Origin of the sequence: Mucilaginibacter achroorhodeus (genome assembly GCF_007846095.1) — a bacterium.
GTDB lineage: Bacteria > Bacteroidota > Bacteroidia > Sphingobacteriales > Sphingobacteriaceae > Mucilaginibacter > Mucilaginibacter achroorhodeus.
Genome location: NZ_VOEI01000007.1, coordinates 91,231 through 114,003 on the forward strand (window position 1 = coordinate 91,231; position 22,773 = coordinate 114,003).

Below are 22,773 nucleotides of genomic sequence, written 5' to 3' on the forward strand. Positions count from 1 at the left end.
ATGGAAATAGATATAATCACATTTGGAAAGATCAGCGAAATCATACCAAACGGCATCATGTCTTTTGCAGCAGTAACAGATACTGATGAGTTAAAAGCCATATTGGAACAGAGATATCCGCAACTTGCCGGCATTAAATATAAATTAGCACTGAACAAAACTTTGATACAGGAGAATAAGCCGGTTACCGATGGCGTAACAGTAGCTATTATGCCTCCGTTCTCGGGTGGTTAAGAAGATGCTTATATGAGTGAAAGGTATAGCAGGCAAATCGTCTTACAGGTTTTTGGCGTTAACGGGCAAAATAAACTGTCAAAGGCAAGCGTATTGGTGATCGGTGCAGGCGGATTAGGCTGCGCGGCGTTGCAATATTTGACCGGCGCCGGAATTGGGCGTATTGGAGTGGTAGATGGTGATAGCGTTAGTTTAAGCAATCTTCATCGCCAGGTGCTTTACAGCACAGCAGACGTGGGGAAATTAAAAGCAGTTATTGCTTCGCAAAAGCTGACGGCCGCTAATCCTGAAATTGCGATTAAAGCTTTTCCTTGCATGATCAACGAAGATAACTCTTTGGACCTGCTGAAAAAATACGATGTGATCATGGATTGCAGCGATAACTTTGGTACCAGGTACCTTTTAAATGATGCTTGCGCCATGCTAAACAAGCCGCTGATATTTGCCGCAGTTTCTGGTTGGGAGGGGCAAATTGCAGTGTTTGATAACAATGAGCACGGCGTAAGGACCAATTACCGCGATATTTTTCAAAACCAGCCCGGCAACAGTGAGATACCCAATTGTGAGGAAAATGGCGTGATCGGCGTACTCCCGGGCATCATGGGAACCATGCAAGCTGCAGAAGCAATTAAACTGATCGCGGGATCAGGGCAGCCGCTGATCAACCAGTTATTAAATTATAACCTGCTTGATCAAAGCGTTTATACTGTTCATATTTTGCCTGCTCCTGCAGGATCTTACAAACTTCCAATAAGTTATGACGAATTTAAAGCAATACATTATCATCCAATTTCATTGGGGTATAATAAAGACGTGGAAGAGATTGATTTTGAAAAAATCCATGATCTGATCGATAAGGTTCCCACCCTGGTGATAGATGTCAGGGAAATTCATGAAAGGCCTTCGCTTTCCATTAAACATATACAGATACCGATGTCAGTATTTGATTTTTCACTTCCTCAAGAAATAGACGAGCAAAACATCGTGTTGGTTTGCCAACATGGCATCAGGAGTTTGGCGGCAGCTGAGAAACTAAGATCGAGGTTACCTGATCAAAAGAATATTTATAGTTTGGCAGGTGGTGTCGTGCGGTGGTACGGCCAATTATAAAAAGGAAAAATGAGCGATAAGAAAATAAAAAACATATTTATACAAGGCCCGGTTCCGCCATCGTTTATTGCGGAAAGCATCGGTAAACACAGTTCAAGAACTTCAATTGGTGCCCATCAGATTTTTTTGGGCCAGGTCAGGGGCGATGAAGTCAGCGGCAAAGTTGTTACAGCCATTGAATATACTGCATTTGAGGATCTGGCGCTTGAAAAAATGCACGTCATCCGTGAAGACTTATTTGGCAAATACCCGCTTACCTGCATGCATATATATCACAGCCTTGGCTTGGTTAAAACGGGCGAATTGTGTTTGTTTGTGTTCACTTCATCTGCTCACAGAGAGGCAGCAACCCAGGCGTGTGCCGAAGTTGTTGAACGTATAAAAGGAGAATTACCAATTTGGGGTAAGGAGCTGTTTGATGACAGCACCCACCAATGGAAGGAAAACAAATAGATGGTAGATATCACACAAAAATCAAACTCGTTACGCATTGCTATCGCTACTGCAACGGTCACCGTCTCCAAACCGGACACCATTGAAGCTATAGAGCAGCGCAAAGTGCCTAAAGGCGATGTTTTTGAATTTTCAAGGGCAGCCGGACTTTTTGGAGTGAAACGTACCAGCGATATGATTCCTGACTGCCATCCATTGCCTGTTGAATATACATCCATCACGCACCGCATAGAAGGACTAAATATTATCATTACAGTAGAGGTACATACTATTTATAAAACAGGGGTGGAGGTTGAAGCCATGCACGGTGCTTCGATAACTGCGCTTACCATGTACGATATGTTAAAGCCGATAGATAAACAGGTAGAAATACAGTCTATCAGGCTTGTGAAAAAATCAGGCGGTAAATCTGATTTTAAGGTAGCCGATTATGAACACATTAAGGCGGCAGTGATAGTATGCTCTGATAGCATCTCCGCCGGCAATGGCGAGGATGTTTCCGGCAGAACGATCATATCAAATTTGGATCAATTTGGTATCGAAACTCTAAAATATGAAGTCATTTCTGATGAATTTGAACGCATACAGTCGATAGCAAGATCTTTGCCTGCTGAAGGTATTAAACTGTTGATATTTACCGGTGGAACGGGTTTGTCTCCCAGAGATGTTACGGTTGATGCCATAAAGCCATTGATAGAAAAACCTATCGATGGTTTGATGGAAACATCAAGGCGCTATGGGCAAGACCGCATGCCATTTGCCATGCTTTCCCGCGGTGTTGCAGGTTTAATCGGTGAAACTTTGGTTTTAACTTTCCCCGGTTCGGTGAAGGGTGTAAAAGAAAGCATGGATGCGCTGTTCCCACAAGTCCTTCATGTTTTTAAGGTGATGCAGGGCAGCAGGCATTAATGGCTACTTTTTAATACTTCGTTACATTTCTCTAAAGTAAATTAAGTACGATGGGCGCTACCAGCTCACTATCTAAGAGGCTTGTTTAAACATAGCCTGCTGATGTCATTACTTTATGCCTGCTCTGGTCGAATGCTTAACTGCGGGTTCTGTTTATCATAGCTATACGCTCTTAAGTAAATGATCAAAAAGCCCATTACACTTAAAAAACATTCTTCGTTGATAAGTGTTTAATTAGTTGTAACTTACCATGCACTCTACCCCAGGCTTACCCTTAAATTTACGTTATGGAAGAACAACCTCTATTTTCTGACCTTTCGGAAGCAGAACGTAAGGCATTGGAAGAATTGATGCCCGATGAAATGGGTGAGATCATGTCCTCAGGAATCAAACGCCGGCATTTCTTAAAATTATTTGCCGTTACAGGTACAAGCCTGCTGGCAGCAAATCTTTTAGGTATCGAGCAATTAATGGCGCGCAGCATTCCGATCGAAGAACAGCCGCCAGTGCTGATCGAAAATGGGATAAATGTTTCGTTCCAGGTTAATGGCAGTACTCAAAAACTGATGGTGGATTCCAGAATGACGCTGCTTGATACCCTTCGGGAGCGTTTAGGCCTTACCGGTTCAAAAAAGGGTTGTGATCACGGCCAATGCGGGGCGTGTACAGTTATTGTAGATGACAAACGCGTACTGTCTTGTCTTACGCTTGCCGCTACCTGTGAGGATAAGAAGGTTACCACTATTGAAGGGTTGGCTACGGGCAATGAACTACATCCTATGCAAACCTCCTTCATTAAACACGATGGCTTTCAGTGCGGTTATTGCACACCAGGCCAGATCTGCTCAGCTGTAGCATTAATGGGTGAAGCAAAAAATGGCGATGCCAGTTATGTAACCGCAAATGTGCGGGAGAAGAAAAAAGCTGTTGAACTTTCAAACGAAGAGATCAGGGAACGTATGTCCGGCAATATCTGCCGCTGCGGTGCTTATCCAAATATTGTGAGCGCGATCAGAGAAGTGCATGGCGATAAAGCCGTAGCTCAGGTTTGGCAGTTCGCCGAAGGCACCATTTAACCTGTTATTTAACGAAGTTTCTTTTATTTTCAAATAAAGCGTCTGATATGAGGCCATTTAAATACTCAAATGCATCCGAAACCGCTGCGGCTATCAATGCTGTTGTGGTTAATCCTACAGCCAGGTTCCTTGGTGGTGGCACCAACCTGGTTGACCTGATGAAGGAAGACGTGATGCGCCCATCTGAATTGGTAAACGTGACCCGTTTAAAATTTTCGGCAGTTGAGAAAAAAGAAAACGGATTATCTATCGGCGGAACGGCAACTAATGCAGTTACCGCTAACCATGAGCTGGTCCGCGAAAATTATCCTTTACTTTCAATGGCGATATTGGCAGGAGCCAGTGCCCAGATCAGGAATATGGCGACCAATGCGGGTAACCTTAATCAACGCACGCGGTGTACTTATTTCTACGATGTAAACATGCCCTGCAACAAACGCGAACCAGGCAGCGGTTGCGGCGCATTACATGGCGTCAATAAAAATCATGCAATTTTAGGATGGTCGGAAAAGTGTGTAGCAACATACCCTTCTGATATGGCGGTGGCCCTGGCGGCACTTAATGCGGTAGTACATGTTGAAGGATCAGACAGCACTAAGCGGAGCATCCCATTTTCGGATTTCCACCGTTTGCCCGGAGACCATCCGGAAATTGATAATACCCTGAAACACGGAGAGTTTATTACATCGATAGACCTGCCGGCAAACAGGCTTGCTGAGAAATCTTATTATTTAAAGATCCGCGAACGGTCGTCTTATGCTTTTGCGCTGGTGTCCGTTGCGGCAGCTTTAGAAACAAGCGGTAACAGGATCAAAGATGTAAGAATTGCCCTCGGAGGCGTGGCTCATAAACCCTGGCGTGCCAGGATAGCTGAACAGTGGCTTACGGGCAAAGAAGCTACGGAGGCAAACTTTAAGGCAGCGGCATTAGCCGAATTAAAGAACGCGAAACCCTTAGAGCAAAATAAATATAAAGTAGGCATGGCCGCTAAGGCAATTGTACGTGCGCTTGAGGGTGCCATGCAGGGCGGTAATTATGGTGCTATGGAAGCGGATTTAACAACCACTAATTAAAATCAAGATCATGAGTGAAACCGGTAAACCCATTAGCCGCATTGATGGCCGTATGAAAGTTAGTGGCAAGGCGACGTATGCTGCGGAGTTTAATCAGCCAAACATGGCATATGCATTTCCTGTACGTGCATCAATAGCAAAAGGAAAGATCGCGTCGATCAATGATGACATTATCCGGAAGGAAGCCGGTGTAATAGCGGTGATCAGTTATAAGAACGCTTATAAGTTAAAACCACTGGATATGCAGGCGCAGATGAAAGCAGGTGCGGGTTTCCTCGGCGAAAATCTTCCGCCTTTGCAGGATAATACGGTACATTATCCCGGACAGTTTGTAGCGGTGATAGTTGCTGAAACTTATGAACAGGCACGCGCAGCGGCTTATAAACTGCAGGTGAAGTATATTGCAGATAAGGCCGCAGTTGATCTGAAAACGGAACTTCCAAAAAGCACCAAACCAAAAATGTTCATGGGCGAAGAGGCACAGGTGAATGAAGGTAAAGCCGCCGGTCCGCTCGCGGCCTCAGCCAAAAAGGTAGATCATACCTATTCGACACCGGTTGAACATCATCACCCTATGGAACCCCATGCAACAGTTGCAGTGTGGGAAGGTACTGATAAGCTAACTTTATATGATGCTACTCAGGGCGTGGGCCTTACCAGTGCAATAGCTGCCTATTTCTTTGGTCTGAAACAGGAGAATGTACGCGTTATGGCACCGTTTGTTGGCGGAGGCTTTGGCTCTAAGGGCCTTTGGCTGCACACCTTGTTGGTTGCTATGGCTGCAAAGGCGGCAAACCGGCCGGTAAAGCTGGCGCTTACAAGGCAAATGATGCAGACCAATGTTGGTCATCGCGCAGCAACTATCCAGCGTGTTGGTGTGGGCACTGATGCAGGCGGGCAACTGAATGTGCTACGCCATCACACAAACACTTATAATAATCTTACTCAGTTCTTTGAGCCAAGCGGGAAACAAACCCTGGTCTTGTATAAGGCCCGACTTAGAGAGGTCACTTATAATGTGGCGCATCTGGACCGCAGCACCCCAACTTTTATGCGCGCGCCGGGCGAAACCCCCGGAACTTTCGCATTGGAGTGTGCCATGGACGAGATGGCTTATCAGTTAAAAATGGACCCGGTAGAATTCAGGATCAAAAATCACACGACCAAAGACCCGGTAAAAGGCCATGACTTTTCGAGTGAGTTCCTGGTAGACTGTTACCGGACCGGCGCGAAACGTTTCGGCTGGGCAAGCCGCAGTATCGAACCAAGGCAAAAACGCCAGGGAAAATATTTAGTGGGATACGGGATGGCTACTGCAACCTATCCGGGTGGCCGAAGTGCAGCCTCCGTAAAGGTATTGATGAACAATAAGGGCGATGTAACGGTAATGACCGCATCTATTGATATCGGTACCGGAACTTACACCGTACTGGCCCAAACAGCAGCTGATGCGCTTGGTATACCTGTGGAAAAAATTGACGTAAAGATCGGTGATTCCAGCCTTCCGCCGGCACCATTGGCAGGGGGTTCGCAAACTACGGCAAGTATCCATCCAGCGGCTTTAGATGCCTGCGTATTGCTGCGAAAAGAACTTATCTCGATGGCCATTGCCGATCCGGGTTCGAAATTAAATGGCAGTAAACCTGACGATATCGATTTTGCCAACGGTAAGCTTTTTGTGAAAGGTAATAAAGACAAATCGGATACCTATTTAGATATTCTGAACAGGGCAAAACGCAACGAGATCGAAGCATGTGCAACAACTTTGCCCGTTTCAGGTGCGGGCCTTACGGTTCCCAGTGCACTTTGTACTCCAAGTCAAACCCCTGCTGAACAAAACAGCGATATCAAACAATATGCCTTTCATTCATTCGGTGCTCAGTTTGCAGAGGTTTGGGTTGATGAAGATCTTGGCACTATACGAGTTAAAAGGGTCACCAGCGTGCAGGATGTGGGCCGGATCATGAATGAGAAAACGGCAAGGTCGCAGATCATCGGTGGAGTTATTTTCGGTATAGGCGCCGCACTGATGGAAGCAACTGAATATGATAAACGCTGGGGCAACCCTGTTACCCGCACACTTGCTGACTATCATGTACCCGTGCACCTGGATGTTCCGCCTATTGATGTTCATTTCATCGGTAAACCTGATCCGCACATATCCCCTATCGGTGCCCGCGGCATAGGAGAGATCGGAATTACCGGAGTTTCGGCAGCAATAGCAAATGCGGTATTCAACGCAACAGGTAAAAGACTGCGGGACCTCCCATTAACGCCTGAAAAGTTTTTTGAGTCATAAATTAAGAAGTTTATCAGGCTTTTAACAAACGTCTAAGTCTGCCTTTTCAAACATCTTTGATACGCAGAAAGAGACGCTCTGCAAATAAGAAATTGTGAAAGGGCGGCTTTTCGATGCTGGTGTTTGAATTTTGCATAAGTCTATTTCAGCTTCATTCCGCGTCATTCGATTTCATAAAAATTTTACTAATTACGCGCCCCATCAAAAAAACGGAACCCCTTTTAAAATACGACACAACTATCTTATTCGATTAATAAAGATTTTTTTAAGGATAACAGAGAAGTTGTTACAGCGTATTCAAAAAGGTCTCATTGGCGACGAGCAGAAAAAGATACTTTTATCCTTGATTATCGCGTAACATTTTCTGCACACGATCAACTTAAATCTGCATCTTTCATAAGATATGAAAGAGACTTGATGCTTCACTGTGAGATTGATGATATAAAATCAGATGCCGTTCAAATAATTAAATTAAAGTCCAGAATGCATCGTTTCTTAGAAGACTTTATCGAGCAGAACAGTTTAGGATATTTTGAAAAATTAAATCTAAAACCAGTCGTGCTTCCTGAAGATCAAGTAGCGAGAGAAATTGAACAATTTGGTTTTCTTAAATACAAAAATAACTTTGAAAATCAGACGAAAGAAGATAAGGAATTGGAAAATTGGCTTGGGTATCAACAATTGAAAATTTATATAAAGTAACGAACTAATCTTAAATAAAGAATATTGCAGACGAAGCCCTATTTATCAAAAGTTGAAATACGCAAAGATCGTATCGTTTCATTTACTAAATTTCCTTTTAACATTCCGGCCATTAAAAATTTCTCTGAAATTAAGTTTCACGAGGATGTAACATTTCTTGTAGGAGAAAACGGTTCTGGAAAATCCACATTCCTTGAAGGATTGTCAGAATGGCTCGGGATATCACAAGAGGGTGGATCAAGGGGTACTCCTTCAAATATGGCACCATCGTTATTGTCAGAATTTATATATGGTTTGAAAAACCATAAAAAGCCTTCAGATTATTTTTTTTTACGAGCAGAGAACTTTTATAATTTTGTAACGTACTTGGATGAAAGATACGTTGAAGATCGTGACCTCTTTTATAGAACATATGGCCTGGATTCACTCCACGATTGTTCACACGGTGAAGCTTTCCTTACAATTTTGTCCCAAAGGCTTGGCAGGAATGGGTTGTATTTATTTGACGAGCCTGAAGCCGCCCTTTCACCGACGAGGTTACTTACTGCATTGTCATTGATTGACAATTTGGTCAAACAAGGCTCACAATTAATTATTGCAACGCATTCGCCTATATTATTAGCTTACCCCAATGCAGTAATTTACCAATTTGACGAAGAAGGCGTTAAAGAAATTACTTATGAGCAGTCACAAGCTTACATTATCACCAAGTCTTTTGTAAACAACTATAAAGGCATGATTGAGCTATTACTTCATTAATTGAGAGATTAATTGAATTAGTTGTTCAAACAAATAAAAAATTAAATACTAACAACCTGCTGCGGCAGTGATCGCGTAATATCCGTTGCTCGGCTGTGGGCATAAAGCTTGGCCGCACCAATCCATTCAGCAATATTGTGCAAAGCCATGTAAGTTATCCTAACCAAATCATTGTTATTCAACATAAGCTGAAAGATAATTTTCGTCATTGAATAGAAGCAAGTCTACAATCGTTCGGGCCTTTTCGTAATTCGCACCAAGGATACGTACTCTAAAACTGCCCCCTTCTTCCATTGCCTTTTGTAACCTATCCGCAACAGCATTGTCTGAAACGTAGTCCGCAGCAGTAAAACTGATAAAGTCACCATTGTTCGGAACATACAGAGCATCAACAATGGCTATAAATGTTTTACCATTATGCCCATTTGGGGAAAATTCGTATTCTTAGTTAAAATGCAATCTTAGGGTTAAATTCATCACCTGGTTTTTAAACACAATTTAGCGTTTATTTTAAAAACTGAATAAATGTATTCACACTCCTTTTAAAGAATTACACCGTATTGTGAGATTCTTTAGGTAAATGTCTTGCAAACCAGCTCAAATCTCTTTCAGTCATAATCTCGTGCCCATTTTAGCGGATTGGTGGAAACTTTGTTTACTGAAATGATAAGGAACAGTGTAATAGCGCGTGCTGTAGTTGCTCAATTAGATTCTTTACGGTATCAATCTCAATCGTTGTTTCCTCAAAAATTATCGTGTCGATCTCATTCTGTTGAGAATGAAAATTGCAGTATCTGTCCTTTGATATGGAAGAAACCACTTTTATTCATTTTGATTAAATGGTCGTAATTTAAGAAGCAACTTTGAAGAAGTGTGGCTACGTAACTAAGAACGAAGTACTTCGCCTTAAACTGTGCAAGTATTTCAATAATATCGTTTAGGTGCTTAGAAAATTTAATAAAATTTTACCCATTTTGATGATAGGTCAATTTGCTTAAACGTCACTTTCCAGGGAAGCTTTGCTGACAAAAGGCTGTGGTAAGGATCTGTTTGATTGCGAAATTCTGAACTTTGCAAAAGTCGTATTTCAGCATCATTCCGAGTTATTGAGTTTCATCAAAATTTTACCAATCACGCGCCCTATCAACAAAAAAACGCCGATCTCTTGTAAGAAACCGGCGTTTTTAGTAGCCCGTAGGGGAATACCCATACCTTTATAGCGATCTGATTATCAATATCTTACAACTTCAAAATTCCGCACTCACCAGCCGACTCACCGGTATTCCCGCACGACGCAAATCTTAAGTAAAGATAATCATTTTAACACATATACTGTTCGAATGTTATCCACGAAAAAGATTCAAAATTACGAGAACCCGCAAAAACATCGATTTCTGACTCCTTAAATTTGCTTTTAAAAACTTAAAAATCATTTATTATGGCTGCAGCATTTGTAGAACATCGACCGCATGCTTCAAGCGAGCATGTACCCACCTCACATTACGTCGTAATTGTAAACGGGGCCCAAGTAGGGCGAAATTTTTCTACCCAGAACGAAGCAAAAAAACTATGCGTGTAACCAAGGTTACCGCCCTGTACATGTTGCTCGCCAGCGACACTTGCAGGAAAGGACTCAGCCAGCTCACTGGAGATCAGATCCTTGTTAACTGATGTGATTGGAAAAGCCAGTGCTTAACGTCACTGGCTTTCTATATTAAATTAATATCTTGAGAAAGCTTGTTTCAAACTGGACGGGACTCGAACCATGCCTCGTTCTATCTCATTATCAATATTTTATCAGCCTGTTCGAAAGTGACTCACCAAAAACTCACTTTGGTTTTGAGGCTGTTTGAATTCAAATGATATACCATAAAAATAAGAATTTTCAAGTATTAAACAAATTGACAAAGCTTTTTAAAAACGATTAGGTGCCGCTGGAGCTCGACAGCAAACGTATCGCCCAATTGTTCAGCAACCTGCTCAGCAATGCGCTCACGCATGGCCAGGCGGATGAAACAGTAAATGTGAAAGCAAGTATAGTGGACGGGCAATTCCGGTTGCAGGTCAGCAACAGCGGCACACCGATCCCTGAAGCTTCCTTGGCGTCACTTTTCCTGCCTTTTTCGCGAGGGCGCGAGATGGTAAGGAAGGTTTGGGCCTGGGCCTTTATATTTCTGCTGAAATCGCCAAAGCGCATGGCGGCCGCATCGAAGTGAGTTCGGATGACCAACGAACGGTTTTTACGCTGCTCATTTAAGCGGAAAATGCGAAAAAGTTCAGGTGGCTTCTTACGGTGTTCCCGATATTCGAGCAGCATAGCGGAAGGATCTATGATCATCTTCTCGTCGTTGTATTCTCGCTGAAGTTGTAAATGTTTCAAAATAATAGAAAAACATTTGGTTACATTTGTAAACTCATGGATATCAAGGGCTATATAGACGGAGGCAACCTGGAACAATATTGTTTCGGGTTCAATACCGAACTTGGCAACGAGATCAGTGCTTTGCGTTTAGCCCACGCGGAAATTAATCAGGAACTGAACGAAATAGAATTGGCTATTGAATACTTGGCGTTAAGCCAGGCGATCGCGCCAAAGCCGCAATTGAAAAACAAGATCATGTCGGTGCTCTTTGCAGATGAGAATATCAATCTGAACAACCTACCACCAACCAGCAAATATTCAAACTATGAAAACTGGTTAAAAGCGGTAGAACACCTGATCCCCGCTGAACCCTTTGATGATTTTTTTGCGCATTTGCTTAAACAAGACGAAAAGATCGCGCAAACATTGGTTGTTACCAAACTGGATGTGCCCGAAGAAGTTCATGAAGTGATCTCCGAAAGCTTTTTTATCCTGAAGGGCACCTGTACCTGTAAAATAGGATCGAACATCTTCACGTTGAACGCCGGCGATCACCTGGAGATCCCACTGCATACTACCCATGATGTCCGGATCGATTCGCCGTACGTGGTAGCGATATTGCAGCACCGCTTCGCTTAACAAAAAAGGGGCCTAAACCCCTTTCCTGATGGAACGTCCTAACGACCTCCCAATCGTTATCACGTTTTACATTTTACCCATTTTCGAGGTGTCTTTTTTCATCTTCATTTTTTTCTTATCCATCTTCATCTTATCCTTTCCCATTTTATCCATTTTTGAAGTGTCCTTTTTCATCTTAGACATTTTGTCCTGGAAAAAGGTGTGGTTGGTAGCTGCATTAACGTCAACAGTTGCGATACAGATAAAGGCTAAGCTTAAGCCGGCGATCAGTGATTTGTACGATTTCATGTTTGTTTAATTTGATGTTTGCCTGTTAGTCGGGGCCGGCCGGCAAACCTTACACCAATTAATTTTTATTTATTTCGGCCGTTATTTGTGCCTGCAGCGCTTCTTTGAAGCTTTCATCCAGTTTGATCTCCGGCGGCTTTTCAGATTTGAGTAACTGCCGGACCATTTCATTGATCCTTTTGCTTTGCTCCATATAAATACCGCATACTTTGCACCCGATCAGGTGAATACGCAGTTCAACGGTTTCCCTGAAGGTTATACCGCCGATAAAGCGTTTATCGATCAGGTAGGTGGCCTTGCGACAATTATAAATTACTTTTGTTAACTCGTTCATCTCACATCCAGTTTCTTTGCAGGCAGGCCCGCAGATTTAATTTAGCGCGGTGAATGATCACCCAAAAATTGGCTTGGGTCAATCTTAGTTCTTTGCAGATCATCTCAGTCGCTTCGTCTTCCATATGTTTCATTGTAAAAACCGAAAACCACAGGGCCGGCAATTTTTGCAGGCATAATAGCAGCACCCTGTTAAGCTCCTTGTTGGCCAGCGGATCAAAATCATCCACGCCAAAAGCCTGGGGCTGGTGCTCTTGTTTCCAATGCCCGTCTTCATGAAAAAAATCCGGTTCTTCGCCTGTTTGATCGTTCATTTCTGCTGTTTTTAAACCGTTCACCTTTTTTCGGTACACATCATAGATCTTATTTTTCAGGATCGCGGTGAGCCAAGTACGCTCTGAACTTTTACCGGCAAAATTACGCTGGCTTTGCAACCCGGCTAAAAAAGTTTCCTGCACCAGGTCACGGGCCTGGTCTTCATTATTAACCCTGCTAATGGCATAGCGATATAAAAAGTCAGCATAAGCGCTCACCCAGTTTTGGGGATCAAGTAAGTGACGGGCGGGAGGAGTCGTCATTTTTCCATCAATAAACATTTATTGGTCGCATTGCGTAAACAAACCTTACAACAAATTTTGAAATTATTTGTAAGGATACTGATTTAAAGCCGACTAAACCCAAAATAAGCAATCATGAAAAGCACTAAAATATTTTCTTTTCTTTCCTTCGCTGTCTTAGCGGGCCTGGGATCTTTGTCGTTCAGTGACCAGAGCATTCAAAAAACACCGGTTGATAAAGGCTTCGCGGTGGTGGAACTGTTTACCTCTGAAGGCTGCTCCAGTTGTCCGCCTGCCGATGCGGTCGTTGCGAAGATCGAAAAAGAAATGAATGGTCAGCCGGTGTATATCCTGGCTTATCATGTAGATTACTGGAATCGCCTGGGCTGGAAAGATGTCTTCAGCAGCGCTGATTACTCCAAACGGCAAAACACCTACGCCAACTGGCTGAATTTAAGTTCGGTTTACACGCCGCAGATCGTGGTTAACGGCAAGACTGAGTTCGTCGCCTCGCAGGAAGGTACTTTAAGGAAAGCGATCAATACCGGATTAAAACAACCAGCCCAAACTGATCTTTCGCTGGATAACTTCAAAGTAAACAATGGATCGGCCACACTAAATTATCATACCGAAGCAGCACCCGGCCAGGTGCTCGTATTAGCCTTGGTCAAAAAACTGGCGACGATCGCGGTCAAGGCTGGTGAGAACAGCGGCCGTACTTTATCACATGTGCAGATCGTTACCAACATTCAAAATATACGAGTAAATGCCTCATCGGGTGAAGCCACACTGAAATTGCCCCCAGATTTTGGTGCAAAACAATTTGAACTAATTGCCTTTGTACAAGACAGCAAAACAGGCTCGATCAACGCTGCCACCAAATTGGCTTTATGAAACAGATCAAAGAAAAACACTCGGTGCTGATGCGCTGGACGCATTGGGTCAATTTCCCATTACTGACCATCATGATCTGGAGCGGGCTGCTCATCTACTGGGCCAATGATGTATACAGCATCACCTTGTTCGGGCACACCTATGTTAAATTTTTCCCGCGCTGGTTTTACAAGGCCTTGGATATTCCGGCGCACCTGGCCAAGGGTATGGCTTATCATTTTTTGTTCATGTGGTTTTTTGCTCTTAATGGGCTGATCTACGTTATTTATACCGTCGTGTCGGGTTCCTGGCGGGAACTGCTGCCGCAGCGCAAGTCGTTCATAGAAGCCTGGCAGGTGTTACTGTATGATCTGCATATCCGCAAAATGCAACCGCCGCAAAATAAATACAATGCCGCGCAGCGCATTGCTTACACCGCTATTATCGTGATGGGTTTTGGCTCAGTATTGACCGGGCTGGCCATTTATAAGCCGGTACAATTTGCCACCCTTACCTGGCTCTGCGGGGGCTATCATCTGGCCCGCATCATTCATTTTATATTGACCATCGGCTATGTATTCTTTTTTCTTATCCACATCACGCAGGTGATCCTGGCCGGCTGGAAGAATTTCTGGTCGGTCATCTCGGGTTTTGAGGTGATACGGTCAAACAAACCCATGAAAATAGTTCCAACAGCAAGCCCTGAAAATGATGAAAAACCAAAAGAAGACTAAACAGCCGCTGACCATCGATCAAAAGATCAAACGGCGCAATTTTTTATCGCTGGGTGTATTTGCATTAGGTTCGGCGGCGGCTTATAAGGGCTGGCGCTGGCTATCTACCTCGGCGGAAGAATTGACCGGCGTGACCGGTGGGGCGCAGGTGCCGCTGCGTAGGGCGCTGAACAAGACCGAGCTGTTTTTTCGTAATTTCTTCAGCCGGAACCACTTGGTCAAAACCTATCCGAAAGCCATGGCCGCTAAAAATGTGCGGCAAAATAGCGATATTGGTTTGGAAAGCGACATTGTACTGGCCGACTGGAAAATGGAAGTAAAACGTGCCAACGGAGAACTGATGTACATTACCATGGATCAGATAAAGACTTTGCCGAAGACTGAGATCGTTTATGATTTTAAATGCGTGGAGGGTTGGGATCAGATCCAGTACTGGGGTGGTTTGAAAATGTTGGACTTTATCGAACATTTCGGATTGGCGGAAGAAACCAAAACTCAATATATGGGGCTCATGACACCGGATAAGGAATACCAGGTCGGGCTGGACATGGATAGCGCGATCCACCCGCAAACGATCCTGGCTTACGAGATGAATGGCCAGCCTATACCACTTAACCACGGCGCGCCGCTGCGGCTCATTATCCCGGTCAAGTATGGTATCAAAAACTTGAAACGGATCGGTTATATGACCTTCAGCAATACGCGCCCGCCCGATTACTGGGCACGCGAGGGTTATGATTATTATTCTGGTTTATAGCCGATAATTGCCCGGAAGGTAGATTTGTTAGCGGTGGTAGATCGAACAAATCATTATTGTGGTTTTTTTAGTTTCTAAAAGAAGATTTGCGATAATGAAGTTGTTCTTTTTAGCCATAACTAAATCAAATATAATTATGTACAAGCTTTACATATGAAATATTTACAAACCGAGTTTAGACTGGAAATGACTCCCTAATTACGAATGTATCGAATGGAATAAGCTGAATAATTTGGTGTGCCCTAAAATGAACACCCCTTAAGATTATATCATCTAATGGAGTTTTACTGTTCTGATAATTGATTTTTGGAAATGAACAGACACAAACTCTTTTTTTCAATTAAAGTTATTTTAGCCAGAAATATCTATAATTCGAATTGTGTTATTCAAATGTCGCTTAACAAACGAAAATAGCTTGGAAGATGTGGAATCTACAACCTTTTATAATTTTTAAAAAAAAGTAACCCGAAGAGGAATCGAATCCCTCGAAAACTTTTATGTTTTTATGGAAGAAAATATCAATAAATACCTTAAAGAAATTTAGTATTTAAAACTAAGCTTTAATGCTTATCTTTAAGATAGTTCTTTCAAACTCAATCAAAACAAATACAAATATTCGGTTATCCTTGAATTTTGAGAAACATCAGATTATTGATAATAAAGCTATTGCGGAAAAGCCACCGAACACGTCCAGTTCGAACTTTTTGCGTATTAAAATCTCAACAATTACTAATATTTCATTAAGATTCTTTTGTAGCATAACTCGAGTTGGTGTCATAGCCCCTTTGGGGGATTGATTTGATAGATTAATAGAATCTAAATGGCTTAAAAAAAATAAATCATTATGGAGTGTAGCTTGTTTTTAAGCAAACACATCCTATGCCAACTCAAAGCCTCTACTTCAAATTCCGCAATCGTTTTGACTTTTCCCCTCACAGATATGAAGTTGGCAACCCGATCATTCAGAACAAAGCGTTAGAAGACAATTTCTTTTTGCTGAAGATCTACGATTTTGTTGAAGCGGATTTTGAGCCTTATTATAACTTTCATCTGAATTACTTTTTAGGGAGGCATCCGTCTGACGAAGAAGCATTCTTTGATCATGTTTCAGACATCGTCCGGGTCCGTATCGATTACTTCAAAAGGCAAGATCCGATCTCTGCGAAATATGCCCGCAACATGGCCAATGCAAAAAAGCTGGAGTCGTTCTTGTCGTTTTTGAAAACCATTGACCGCTGGCATAAGCTGGAGCCGATCGAATCTGTTGTAGCGGAAAAAGACCGCGAGATCGACAGGCTGAATGCGGAGGTCGTTGAGCTGAAAGGACTGTTAAAAGAAGCGACGAAGTACGACGTCAGCGAAAAGGTCAATATTACCAAAGGATATATCGCGGCCTTCATTAACGTCATCAAACAAATTCCTGATCTAAGTATCCCGGAAAGCGGCAGGTTGGTCAGCTCACAAACCCAGGCACCCTGGTATAAAATGATCGCTAAGTATTTCAAGCATGGCGACAAGGATATCTCAATCGATACTGCGCGTAATTACTTTCCTGCGCAGAAGGATGATAAGCCTGCCAAGTTTATTGAGATCGCTGAAAAGGATAAGCTCTTCAAGATCGTTCGTAAAGACGATAAATAGACTTGTAATCCCTCTCCAAATCTGACCAAACATTGTCATTGGTCATTCATTTCGCTCTTTTCTCTTTCACTTTTGAGTCGTTGGGTTCAGCGGAACGCTTTTGCTATTTCCGCTGAACCGGTTTGATTTATTTACTTAAAACAGGAGGAAGCATGAATGTGGAATTGATCACCAAAGAGGATCTGAGAGAGTTGGAGAACAAGTTGCTGACCGAGATCAAAAAGATCGTACAGGTAGGCGGAGAAACGGTGTCAAAGAAATGGCTGAAGAGTAACGAGGTAAGAAAACTGTTGAAGATCTCGCCTGGTACTTTGCAGAACCTGCGCATCAACGGTACGCTAAGCTTTACGCGTATCGGCAGTATCATCTATTACAAGCAGGAAGACATCAACAGATTACTGGAAGGAGGCTTGCAATGAATAAGCTTAATACTAAGTCCAGGTCTGTTTCTATCTCAAATGCAGAACTGAGCGGCTATGGTAAACTCCTGCGCCGGATGAGCAGGGATGAGCGGCTGAACGCCACACATTTCAGCCTGTTCAGCGGATTATTCATCCAGTGGCAGCGGAACAGCTTTGTCAGTCCTTTCGCCATTACCCGTAAGCTGCTAATGGCCTACAGCAGGATCGCTTCGATAGCGACCTATCACAAGTGCATCAAAGAGCTGGATGCGTATGGCTATATCCGTTACCAGCCTTCTTATCACCCGAAGAAAGGCAGCCTCGTTTACTGGCCTGCCGGATGGGAGATCGGATCGGTTTGAGGATTTTTATTTGGACTGTTGTGATGAGTTTACTGATGTATCTGTAAAACGGTATAGGTGTATATCTTAATAGCGATGCAGCGGTATATCTCATGTCCTCTCGCAGCATGCGGGGGGAGCGAGCGGAAGTCGGGCAAGCCCGACTTTTCCGCTCGCCCTGCGGGGCTATGGCGGTTTTGAGTATACCCTCAGTATACTTTGCCCCCCGCCTGATAGAATAAAAAAAGAAAACAGTATACCGTCCGGTATACGCAATGATGGAGTTTAAATGATTTTATGGGTAATACAGAAAACAACAAGACGGTACGGTTTACTGAAAAAACGGATGAAAGACTGATAGCCATCGCCCGTAAGAACGGGCTGTCCAAGCTGGATGCATTTGTATTCATGGTTGATTATTTCTATAAGACCAAGAAAGATCCGAGGGACCTGAATGATGAGTTACTAAAGAATGCCATTAACAGGAAGACAGATAATATCGTTGCTTTTATTAAAAGACAAGAGCAAGACCTGTTGATACCTATCAAGAAGGATGGGGAAAGGACAATGGCTTTTGAGCGAAGCATTATGCAAAGTTTCAAGCAGGATATTACCGAACATAATCTTTGGGAAAAAGAAGTATTAGCTGTTCATACGAGGGAGCTGAGATCTATCAGAGAGTATCTGGAAAGGATGGATAATGCGCATTTGGACAAAAGCCGGTTAAAGAAACAGGTCAGTGAGATACTGGAATACTATATCAGGCAAAGGGAGAAGCTGGGGATGCTGAGCAGCCAGGCGGACAAGGATGCCTTGTTGAATGAGGTGAGGCAGCGGGTGCTGAATTTATAGTTGAAGGATAAAGTGCTGACTATGCATATCAACATTACAAAGAGCGAGGCGGGTAATAATAAAGGTAGTTGCGAGCAATTGGTGGCATATCTAGAGAAAGAGAACAGGCTTGCAGAAGCTTTGGATAAGTTCGCTGTTCCTGAATCTTGGTTCAGCCATCAGCGGGATGATGTGCAGGTTTACGAGGTAAGGCAGAGCATCGATAACAACATCGCCAAGCTGTCCCGAGATGATGCTAAGTTCTTTTTGGTGAACATCAGCCCGAGCGAGAAAGAGCTATTGTATTTGAAAGGAAAGTATGGAGATAAAGCTGTTGATTATCTGAAAGCTTATGCGAAGCGAGTGATGGATGCTTATGCCGGTAACTTTAAACGAAGCGGTGTGGAGAGCGGTAAAGACCTGGTTTACTTTGGAAAGCTGGAGCACAACCGCTACTATACTTATAAAGACCTTGAAGTACGAAAAGGTAAAGCAAAGCGTGGTGAGGTCAAGCCGGGGCAGCAGATGCATGTACAGATCATTGTTAGCCGTAAGGATGCAAGTAACAATATCAAGTTAAGTCCGCTCAATAATTCCAAGGGAAAGAATGCGGAGCATAGCCTAAAGGTCGGGCAATTCGACAGGGTGGCTTTTAAGCAGTCTGCTGAATATTTGTTCGACCAGTTGTTTGAATATCCGAGGACATTGGATGAATCGTTTAAATACGCCAATACAATGAAGAATGGCAGTTACGAGGAACGTAAACAGATGAAGGATATACAACTTGCCTGGCAGGTTGCTTCGGGGCAAAAGATAGGTCAATCTTTTCCATTATTAAAAGCTTTGCTGGAGCCGGAGTTTATCGGTTCGCCTGCGGGATCTGGTATGGATGAGGAGTTGAAGCGACGTAAGAAAAAGAGGGGTTTGGGTCAGGGTTCAGATCAGTACAGAGGACCGTCTGTATAAGCTTACTGTTTGGCCTTGCAGCTGCGGCATGATAGCTACATTGCACCACGCGCTTCGCCGCCGGGTTCCATTGCGCATCAAGCCTCGCTGCCGCACGCAGGCAGGTCTGCGTGCCTTGACCAGCCCTGCTTTTCCAATCCTATCGAATTTCGGCATTGCACCGCCTTCACAAAGATAGCGGCGCAGGAAAACTGTCAAGGGTATATAAACGACGGCTGTCACCGTCGCCCTTGACAGTTTTACTGCTGCAGGCTTCGGTTGTTCAAGCGCTGAAATGGCTGCTTGTGGGTGCGTAATAAATAAGAAATCCCCGAACGCTCGCCGCCGGGGATTTCAACCTAAACCTTATCACATTTAACCGGTAGAATTACCGGTATTGAGTATGCAAGGTAATAACAATTTAAAGAGACCTTTTATTCTGTGATTGATTGTTGATTAATTAATGATTAGACCTTAATTCTTCAGCGTACTTATCAAGTTCCGCTTTAGGCACAACCAGGCATATTTCACAATCGTACAAGTAAGTATCAGGACGATGAAACCGAGATAAAACCAGCGTATAAAAAAGTTCGTAGTTTATTAAATCGGATCTCAATATTTAAGTAGACCCAATTACAATTCTAACTACCATGAAGAGCCAGCTGCACCGAAAACAAATCGATGCGATCATCGTCGCAGTCCGGAGAAAAAGGGAACAACTGAATTTTTCCCAGGAATATATGGCGGCCAAGATGTCTATTAAGCAGAATGCTTACAGCAAAATTGAACTTGGAAATAATAAGCTAACCGTTGAAAGGCTCATTAGCATCTGTGCACTTTTAGAAATGGACCTGTCTGAGCTTTTTGAAAAAACCCGTCCGGGCGTATCCCGGTTCAGTAATTTGCGGTTACATTTTTGATAGGTCAAGTGTAAAGTTGAAATTCACTTCTACTCTGTTTTAGGCTAAGGTATTCCAGAACAATCCTTATTTCATTAGGTTGTTTTTATAAACAATCTATCTATGAAATTTATAAAAAGTAAAAACACAGACGGTCAGGAGGTGAATCTATATTACGAGGATCTTGGACAAGGCAAACCCGCGATCCTGATTCATGGATGGCCTCTTGATCATCAAATGTGGGAGAACCAGTTTCAGGCCCTTGTTGAGGGTGGATACCGGGTGATCGCTTATGACAGAAGGGGATTTGGTAAATCAGATAAACCATGGACCGCATATGATTACAGTACCCTGGCCGATGATCTTAAAGCTGTTATCGATCAACTTCAATTGGAAGATGTTGCATTGATCGGATTCTCTATGGCTGGCGGTGAAGTGGTACGCTATTTTAGCCGACATGGAGGTGCAAAAGTGAGTAAGGCAGTATTGGTAAGTTCTATTGCGCCGTATATGCTGCAAACCGAAGATAACCCCGACGGTGTGCCGCAGGAAACTATTCAGGCTATCGGAGAGGGCTTGGAAAAAGACAGAGCCGCTTTCCTGGATGATTTTGGTAAACAGTTTTTTGGCGTTAACCTGCTCAATCATCCCGTAAGTAACCAGATGTTGGAATGGAACCTGCATGTAGCTATGCAAGCATCACTGCGAGCCACAACAGAGTGCGCCACCTCATTTGCGACTACGGATCTCCGCAGCGAGATGAGCAGCATCAGCGTGCCTTTGTTGGTGATCCACGGAGATGCCGATCAAACCGTTCCGATCAAAGCCACCGGAGAGCAGGCCGCTCAGCTCGTTCCGCATGCACAGTACATTATTTATGAAGGACAACCTCACGGCCTCTTCTACACGGCAAAAGAGCAGTTGAATGTTGACCTCCTTGAATTTCTTTCAAAATAACGATAAATATTATAAAGCGAACCTGTATCAGGTTCGCTTCGGTTTTACTCATTATCAGATAAAACTTTCGGAGCGAGATGTTATTTGTACACCATTTGGCTATACATAATTACCTGTGAATTTGAAACAGTTACAGAGGTGCCGGACGTTAATTCTTAACCACTATGCCAACAAAATTATCTATCAAACCGGTAATTAGGGCCGTAGCCTTATTTTTGACAGCCATTCTCCCGGGAAGCGCTTTAGCGCAGCAAAAAATTAGTTTAGAGCAAGCCATCGATAGCGCCTGCCTTAACAATATACAGGTGCGCCAGGCACAGTTTGAAGCAGCCATCAGCGATGAAAATGTTAAGCTGGCTAAAGGTGATCAGTTGCCCACGGTAAATGGTAGTATAGCTGCGTACCGCCTTTTTGGCCGTGCGGTTGATCCCACAACCTATCAGTATTCAAATGCAGCAACTACCGTTTCTCAGGGCAGTTTATACGCTAATGTTACATTATTTCAAGGCTTCGCCAAGATCAATACCATCAAACAGAATAAGTATTTGCTAAGCGCGGATAAGAGCAATGTAGATAAGATTAAGAACGATCTTACTTTATCTGTGCTCACCACCTATCTATCCGTTTTAACGAACCGCGACCTTCAGGCCGCCGCTAAGAAACAATTGGAAATTGCAAAGGAAGAGTTGGCCCGTCAAAAGAAGTTTTTTAAAGTAGGACAGAAAACTTTGGCTGATCTTTCGCAGGCTACCTCGCAGGTGGCTAATGCGGAAGCTAATCTGACCAATGCCCAAAACGAAATGGAAAGGGCTTACCTGACTTTATCGCATTTGATGGAGCGTGACGATCAGCCGTTTTTAGTGATCGATCCGCCAAAAAAAGCCATTGATGATATTAATACAGGTTTTACGCTTAACGAAGTTTATCAAAAAGCCCTCATCACCAATCCGGATATAACTATTGCGGGTAACCGAAGGCTGGCGGCAGAGAAAGGCATTGCTGTGGCTAAAGGTTTGCGTGCACCACAACTATCATTCGGCGGAGGCATCAATACCAGCTATTCCAGCGCTCAAAATACCGTAGTAGCTACCCAGATAGCAGGTTCGGTACCTATTGGTGTGGTAGAAAATTCAAATGCAACGGTTATTGCCCCTGTTTTTCAAAACCGCAACGTTCCGTTCGGCGAGCAATTGAAGAATAATTTTAACCAGGCGGTAGGCTTCACTTTATTTATCCCTATTGCCAATGGTAACCAAACCAATATCAACATCCGTAAGGCAAAACTGAATTATCAGAATGCTATGGCAACCGAAGATCTTACTAAAAATAATCTTCGCAAAGCGGTTGCCGAGGCCGTTTGGGATGTGAAGGCAACAAATAAGAGATACAAGGCAGCTCAGGTTACGCTAAAAGCTGCCGAAGATGCTTTTAGGGTAATGAGGCAGCGTTACAATGTTGGCCTGGCCAATAGCCTGGATATAAATGTTGCGGAGAATGAGTATAATATTGCAGAGTTTGCACTCATCCAGCTACGCTACGAGGTGTTGTTGAAAAGCAAAGTCATAGATTATTACCTTGGTAACAAAATACGATTTTAGCA

At 43.4% G+C, this 22,773-nt stretch carries 25 protein-coding genes; 21 read left to right on the plus strand and 4 right to left on the minus strand.

Going from position 1 to position 22,773, the window contains the following annotated elements; translation table 11 throughout:
• From FPZ42_RS16920 to FPZ42_RS16960, 9 genes are all read left to right on the plus strand, one after another.
• On the plus strand, positions 1–234 hold the full coding sequence (locus FPZ42_RS16920; protein ID WP_146273049.1) for a MoaD/ThiS family protein: 234 nt from the start codon (positions 1–3) through the stop codon (positions 232–234).
• 12 nt (positions 235–246) lie between these two features.
• Positions 247–1,344: a HesA/MoeB/ThiF family protein gene (locus tag FPZ42_RS16925; protein WP_146273050.1), complete on the plus strand. Its 1,098-nt coding sequence runs from the start codon at positions 247–249 to the stop codon at positions 1,342–1,344.
• 9 nt (positions 1,345–1,353) lie between these two features.
• Entirely contained in the window at positions 1,354–1,797 is a 444-nt protein-coding gene (locus FPZ42_RS16930; protein ID WP_146273051.1) for a molybdenum cofactor biosynthesis protein MoaE, read from the plus strand.
• Entirely contained in the window at positions 1,798–2,706 is a 909-nt protein-coding gene (gene moaCB, locus FPZ42_RS16935) for a bifunctional molybdenum cofactor biosynthesis protein MoaC/MoaB (protein ID WP_146273052.1), read from the plus strand.
• Between the two features lie 287 nt (positions 2,707–2,993).
• Positions 2,994–3,782 carry a 2Fe-2S iron-sulfur cluster-binding protein gene (locus tag FPZ42_RS16940; protein WP_146273053.1) on the plus strand — a complete coding sequence of 263 codons (789 nt, stop codon included), beginning with the start codon at positions 2,994–2,996 and terminating at the stop codon, positions 3,780–3,782.
• A 47-nt stretch (positions 3,783–3,829) separates the two neighbouring features.
• Positions 3,830–4,855 (plus strand): FAD binding domain-containing protein, encoded by a 1,026-nt coding sequence (locus FPZ42_RS16945; protein WP_146273054.1) that lies wholly within the window; start codon positions 3,830–3,832, stop codon positions 4,853–4,855.
• A gap of 10 nt (positions 4,856–4,865) precedes the next feature.
• Positions 4,866–7,154, plus strand: coding sequence for a xanthine dehydrogenase family protein molybdopterin-binding subunit (locus tag FPZ42_RS16950; protein ID WP_146273055.1), 2,289 nt, complete (start codon positions 4,866–4,868; stop codon positions 7,152–7,154).
• A 417-nt stretch (positions 7,155–7,571) separates the two neighbouring features.
• Positions 7,572–7,856 (plus strand): hypothetical protein, encoded by a 285-nt coding sequence (locus FPZ42_RS16955; RefSeq protein ID WP_186458804.1) that lies wholly within the window; start codon positions 7,572–7,574, stop codon positions 7,854–7,856.
• 24 nt (positions 7,857–7,880) lie between these two features.
• Positions 7,881–8,615 carry an AAA family ATPase gene (locus FPZ42_RS16960; protein WP_146273057.1) on the plus strand — a complete coding sequence of 245 codons (735 nt, stop codon included), beginning with the start codon at positions 7,881–7,883 and terminating at the stop codon, positions 8,613–8,615.
• 1,924 nt (positions 8,616–10,539) lie between these two features.
• Here the strand turns inward: FPZ42_RS16960 and FPZ42_RS19530 are convergent.
• The gene (locus FPZ42_RS19530; RefSeq protein ID WP_261382332.1) at positions 10,540–10,995 is read right to left on the minus strand and encodes a hypothetical protein; all 456 of its coding nucleotides are present in this window, start codon (positions 10,993–10,995) and stop codon (positions 10,540–10,542) included.
• 36 nt (positions 10,996–11,031) lie between these two features.
• Between FPZ42_RS19530 and FPZ42_RS16975 the strand changes: the two genes are divergently transcribed.
• Positions 11,032–11,616 carry a cupin domain-containing protein gene (locus tag FPZ42_RS16975; protein ID WP_186458805.1) on the plus strand — a complete coding sequence of 195 codons (585 nt, stop codon included), beginning with the start codon at positions 11,032–11,034 and terminating at the stop codon, positions 11,614–11,616.
• A gap of 66 nt (positions 11,617–11,682) precedes the next feature.
• On the opposite strand, the gene FPZ42_RS16980 is transcribed toward FPZ42_RS16975, so the two are convergent.
• Genes FPZ42_RS16980 through FPZ42_RS16990 form a run of 3 tightly spaced genes read right to left on the minus strand, consistent with a single transcriptional unit; the run spans position 11,683 to position 12,815 of the window.
• Positions 11,683–11,904 carry a hypothetical protein gene (locus FPZ42_RS16980; RefSeq protein WP_146273061.1) on the minus strand — a complete coding sequence of 74 codons (222 nt, stop codon included), beginning with the start codon at positions 11,902–11,904 and terminating at the stop codon, positions 11,683–11,685.
• A 58-nt stretch (positions 11,905–11,962) separates the two neighbouring features.
• On the minus strand, positions 11,963–12,238 hold the full coding sequence (locus FPZ42_RS16985; protein WP_146273062.1) for a hypothetical protein: 276 nt from the start codon (positions 12,236–12,238) through the stop codon (positions 11,963–11,965).
• A 1-nt stretch (position 12,239) separates the two neighbouring features.
• Positions 12,240–12,815 (minus strand): sigma-70 family RNA polymerase sigma factor, encoded by a 576-nt coding sequence (locus FPZ42_RS16990; protein ID WP_146273063.1) that lies wholly within the window; start codon positions 12,813–12,815, stop codon positions 12,240–12,242.
• A gap of 114 nt (positions 12,816–12,929) precedes the next feature.
• Between FPZ42_RS16990 and FPZ42_RS16995 the strand changes: the two genes are divergently transcribed.
• From FPZ42_RS16995 to FPZ42_RS17045, 11 genes are all read left to right on the plus strand, one after another.
• Positions 12,930–13,688, plus strand: coding sequence for a DUF1223 domain-containing protein (locus FPZ42_RS16995; protein ID WP_146273064.1), 759 nt, complete (start codon positions 12,930–12,932; stop codon positions 13,686–13,688).
• Complete coding sequence (locus FPZ42_RS17000) at positions 13,685–14,401, plus strand: cytochrome b/b6 domain-containing protein (RefSeq protein ID WP_186458806.1); 717 nt, start codon at positions 13,685–13,687, stop codon at positions 14,399–14,401. Before FPZ42_RS16995 ends, FPZ42_RS17000 begins: the two co-directional genes overlap by 4 nt.
• Positions 14,376–15,158 carry a molybdopterin-dependent oxidoreductase gene (locus tag FPZ42_RS17005; protein ID WP_261382333.1) on the plus strand — a complete coding sequence of 261 codons (783 nt, stop codon included), beginning with the start codon at positions 14,376–14,378 and terminating at the stop codon, positions 15,156–15,158. The genes FPZ42_RS17000 and FPZ42_RS17005 overlap by 26 nt, the downstream gene beginning before the upstream one ends.
• An 879-nt stretch (positions 15,159–16,037) precedes the next feature.
• A complete protein-coding gene (locus tag FPZ42_RS17010) occupies positions 16,038–16,799 on the plus strand; it encodes a hypothetical protein (protein ID WP_146273065.1) in 762 nt (253 codons plus the stop codon).
• A 152-nt stretch (positions 16,800–16,951) separates the two neighbouring features.
• The gene (locus FPZ42_RS17015; RefSeq protein ID WP_146273066.1) at positions 16,952–17,218 is read left to right on the plus strand and encodes a helix-turn-helix domain-containing protein; all 267 of its coding nucleotides are present in this window, start codon (positions 16,952–16,954) and stop codon (positions 17,216–17,218) included.
• Positions 17,215–17,562 (plus strand): hypothetical protein, encoded by a 348-nt coding sequence (locus FPZ42_RS17020; protein WP_146273067.1) that lies wholly within the window; start codon positions 17,215–17,217, stop codon positions 17,560–17,562. Before FPZ42_RS17015 ends, FPZ42_RS17020 begins: the two co-directional genes overlap by 4 nt.
• A 276-nt stretch (positions 17,563–17,838) precedes the next feature.
• The gene (locus FPZ42_RS17025) at positions 17,839–18,393 is read left to right on the plus strand and encodes a BfmA/BtgA family mobilization protein (protein WP_146273068.1); all 555 of its coding nucleotides are present in this window, start codon (positions 17,839–17,841) and stop codon (positions 18,391–18,393) included.
• A 21-nt stretch (positions 18,394–18,414) separates the two neighbouring features.
• On the plus strand, positions 18,415–19,338 hold the full coding sequence (locus tag FPZ42_RS17030) for a DUF5712 family protein (protein WP_146273069.1): 924 nt from the start codon (positions 18,415–18,417) through the stop codon (positions 19,336–19,338).
• Positions 19,339–19,967: 629 nt separating this feature from the next.
• Positions 19,968–20,237, plus strand: a complete 270-nt coding sequence (locus FPZ42_RS17035; RefSeq protein ID WP_146273070.1) for a helix-turn-helix domain-containing protein — start codon at positions 19,968–19,970, stop codon at positions 20,235–20,237.
• A gap of 102 nt (positions 20,238–20,339) precedes the next feature.
• Positions 20,340–21,173, plus strand: coding sequence for an alpha/beta fold hydrolase (locus FPZ42_RS17040; protein ID WP_146273071.1), 834 nt, complete (start codon positions 20,340–20,342; stop codon positions 21,171–21,173).
• 164 nt (positions 21,174–21,337) lie between these two features.
• Positions 21,338–22,771 (plus strand): TolC family protein, encoded by a 1,434-nt coding sequence (locus FPZ42_RS17045; RefSeq protein ID WP_146273072.1) that lies wholly within the window; start codon positions 21,338–21,340, stop codon positions 22,769–22,771.
• The last annotated feature ends 2 nt before the right edge of the window (positions 22,772–22,773 follow it).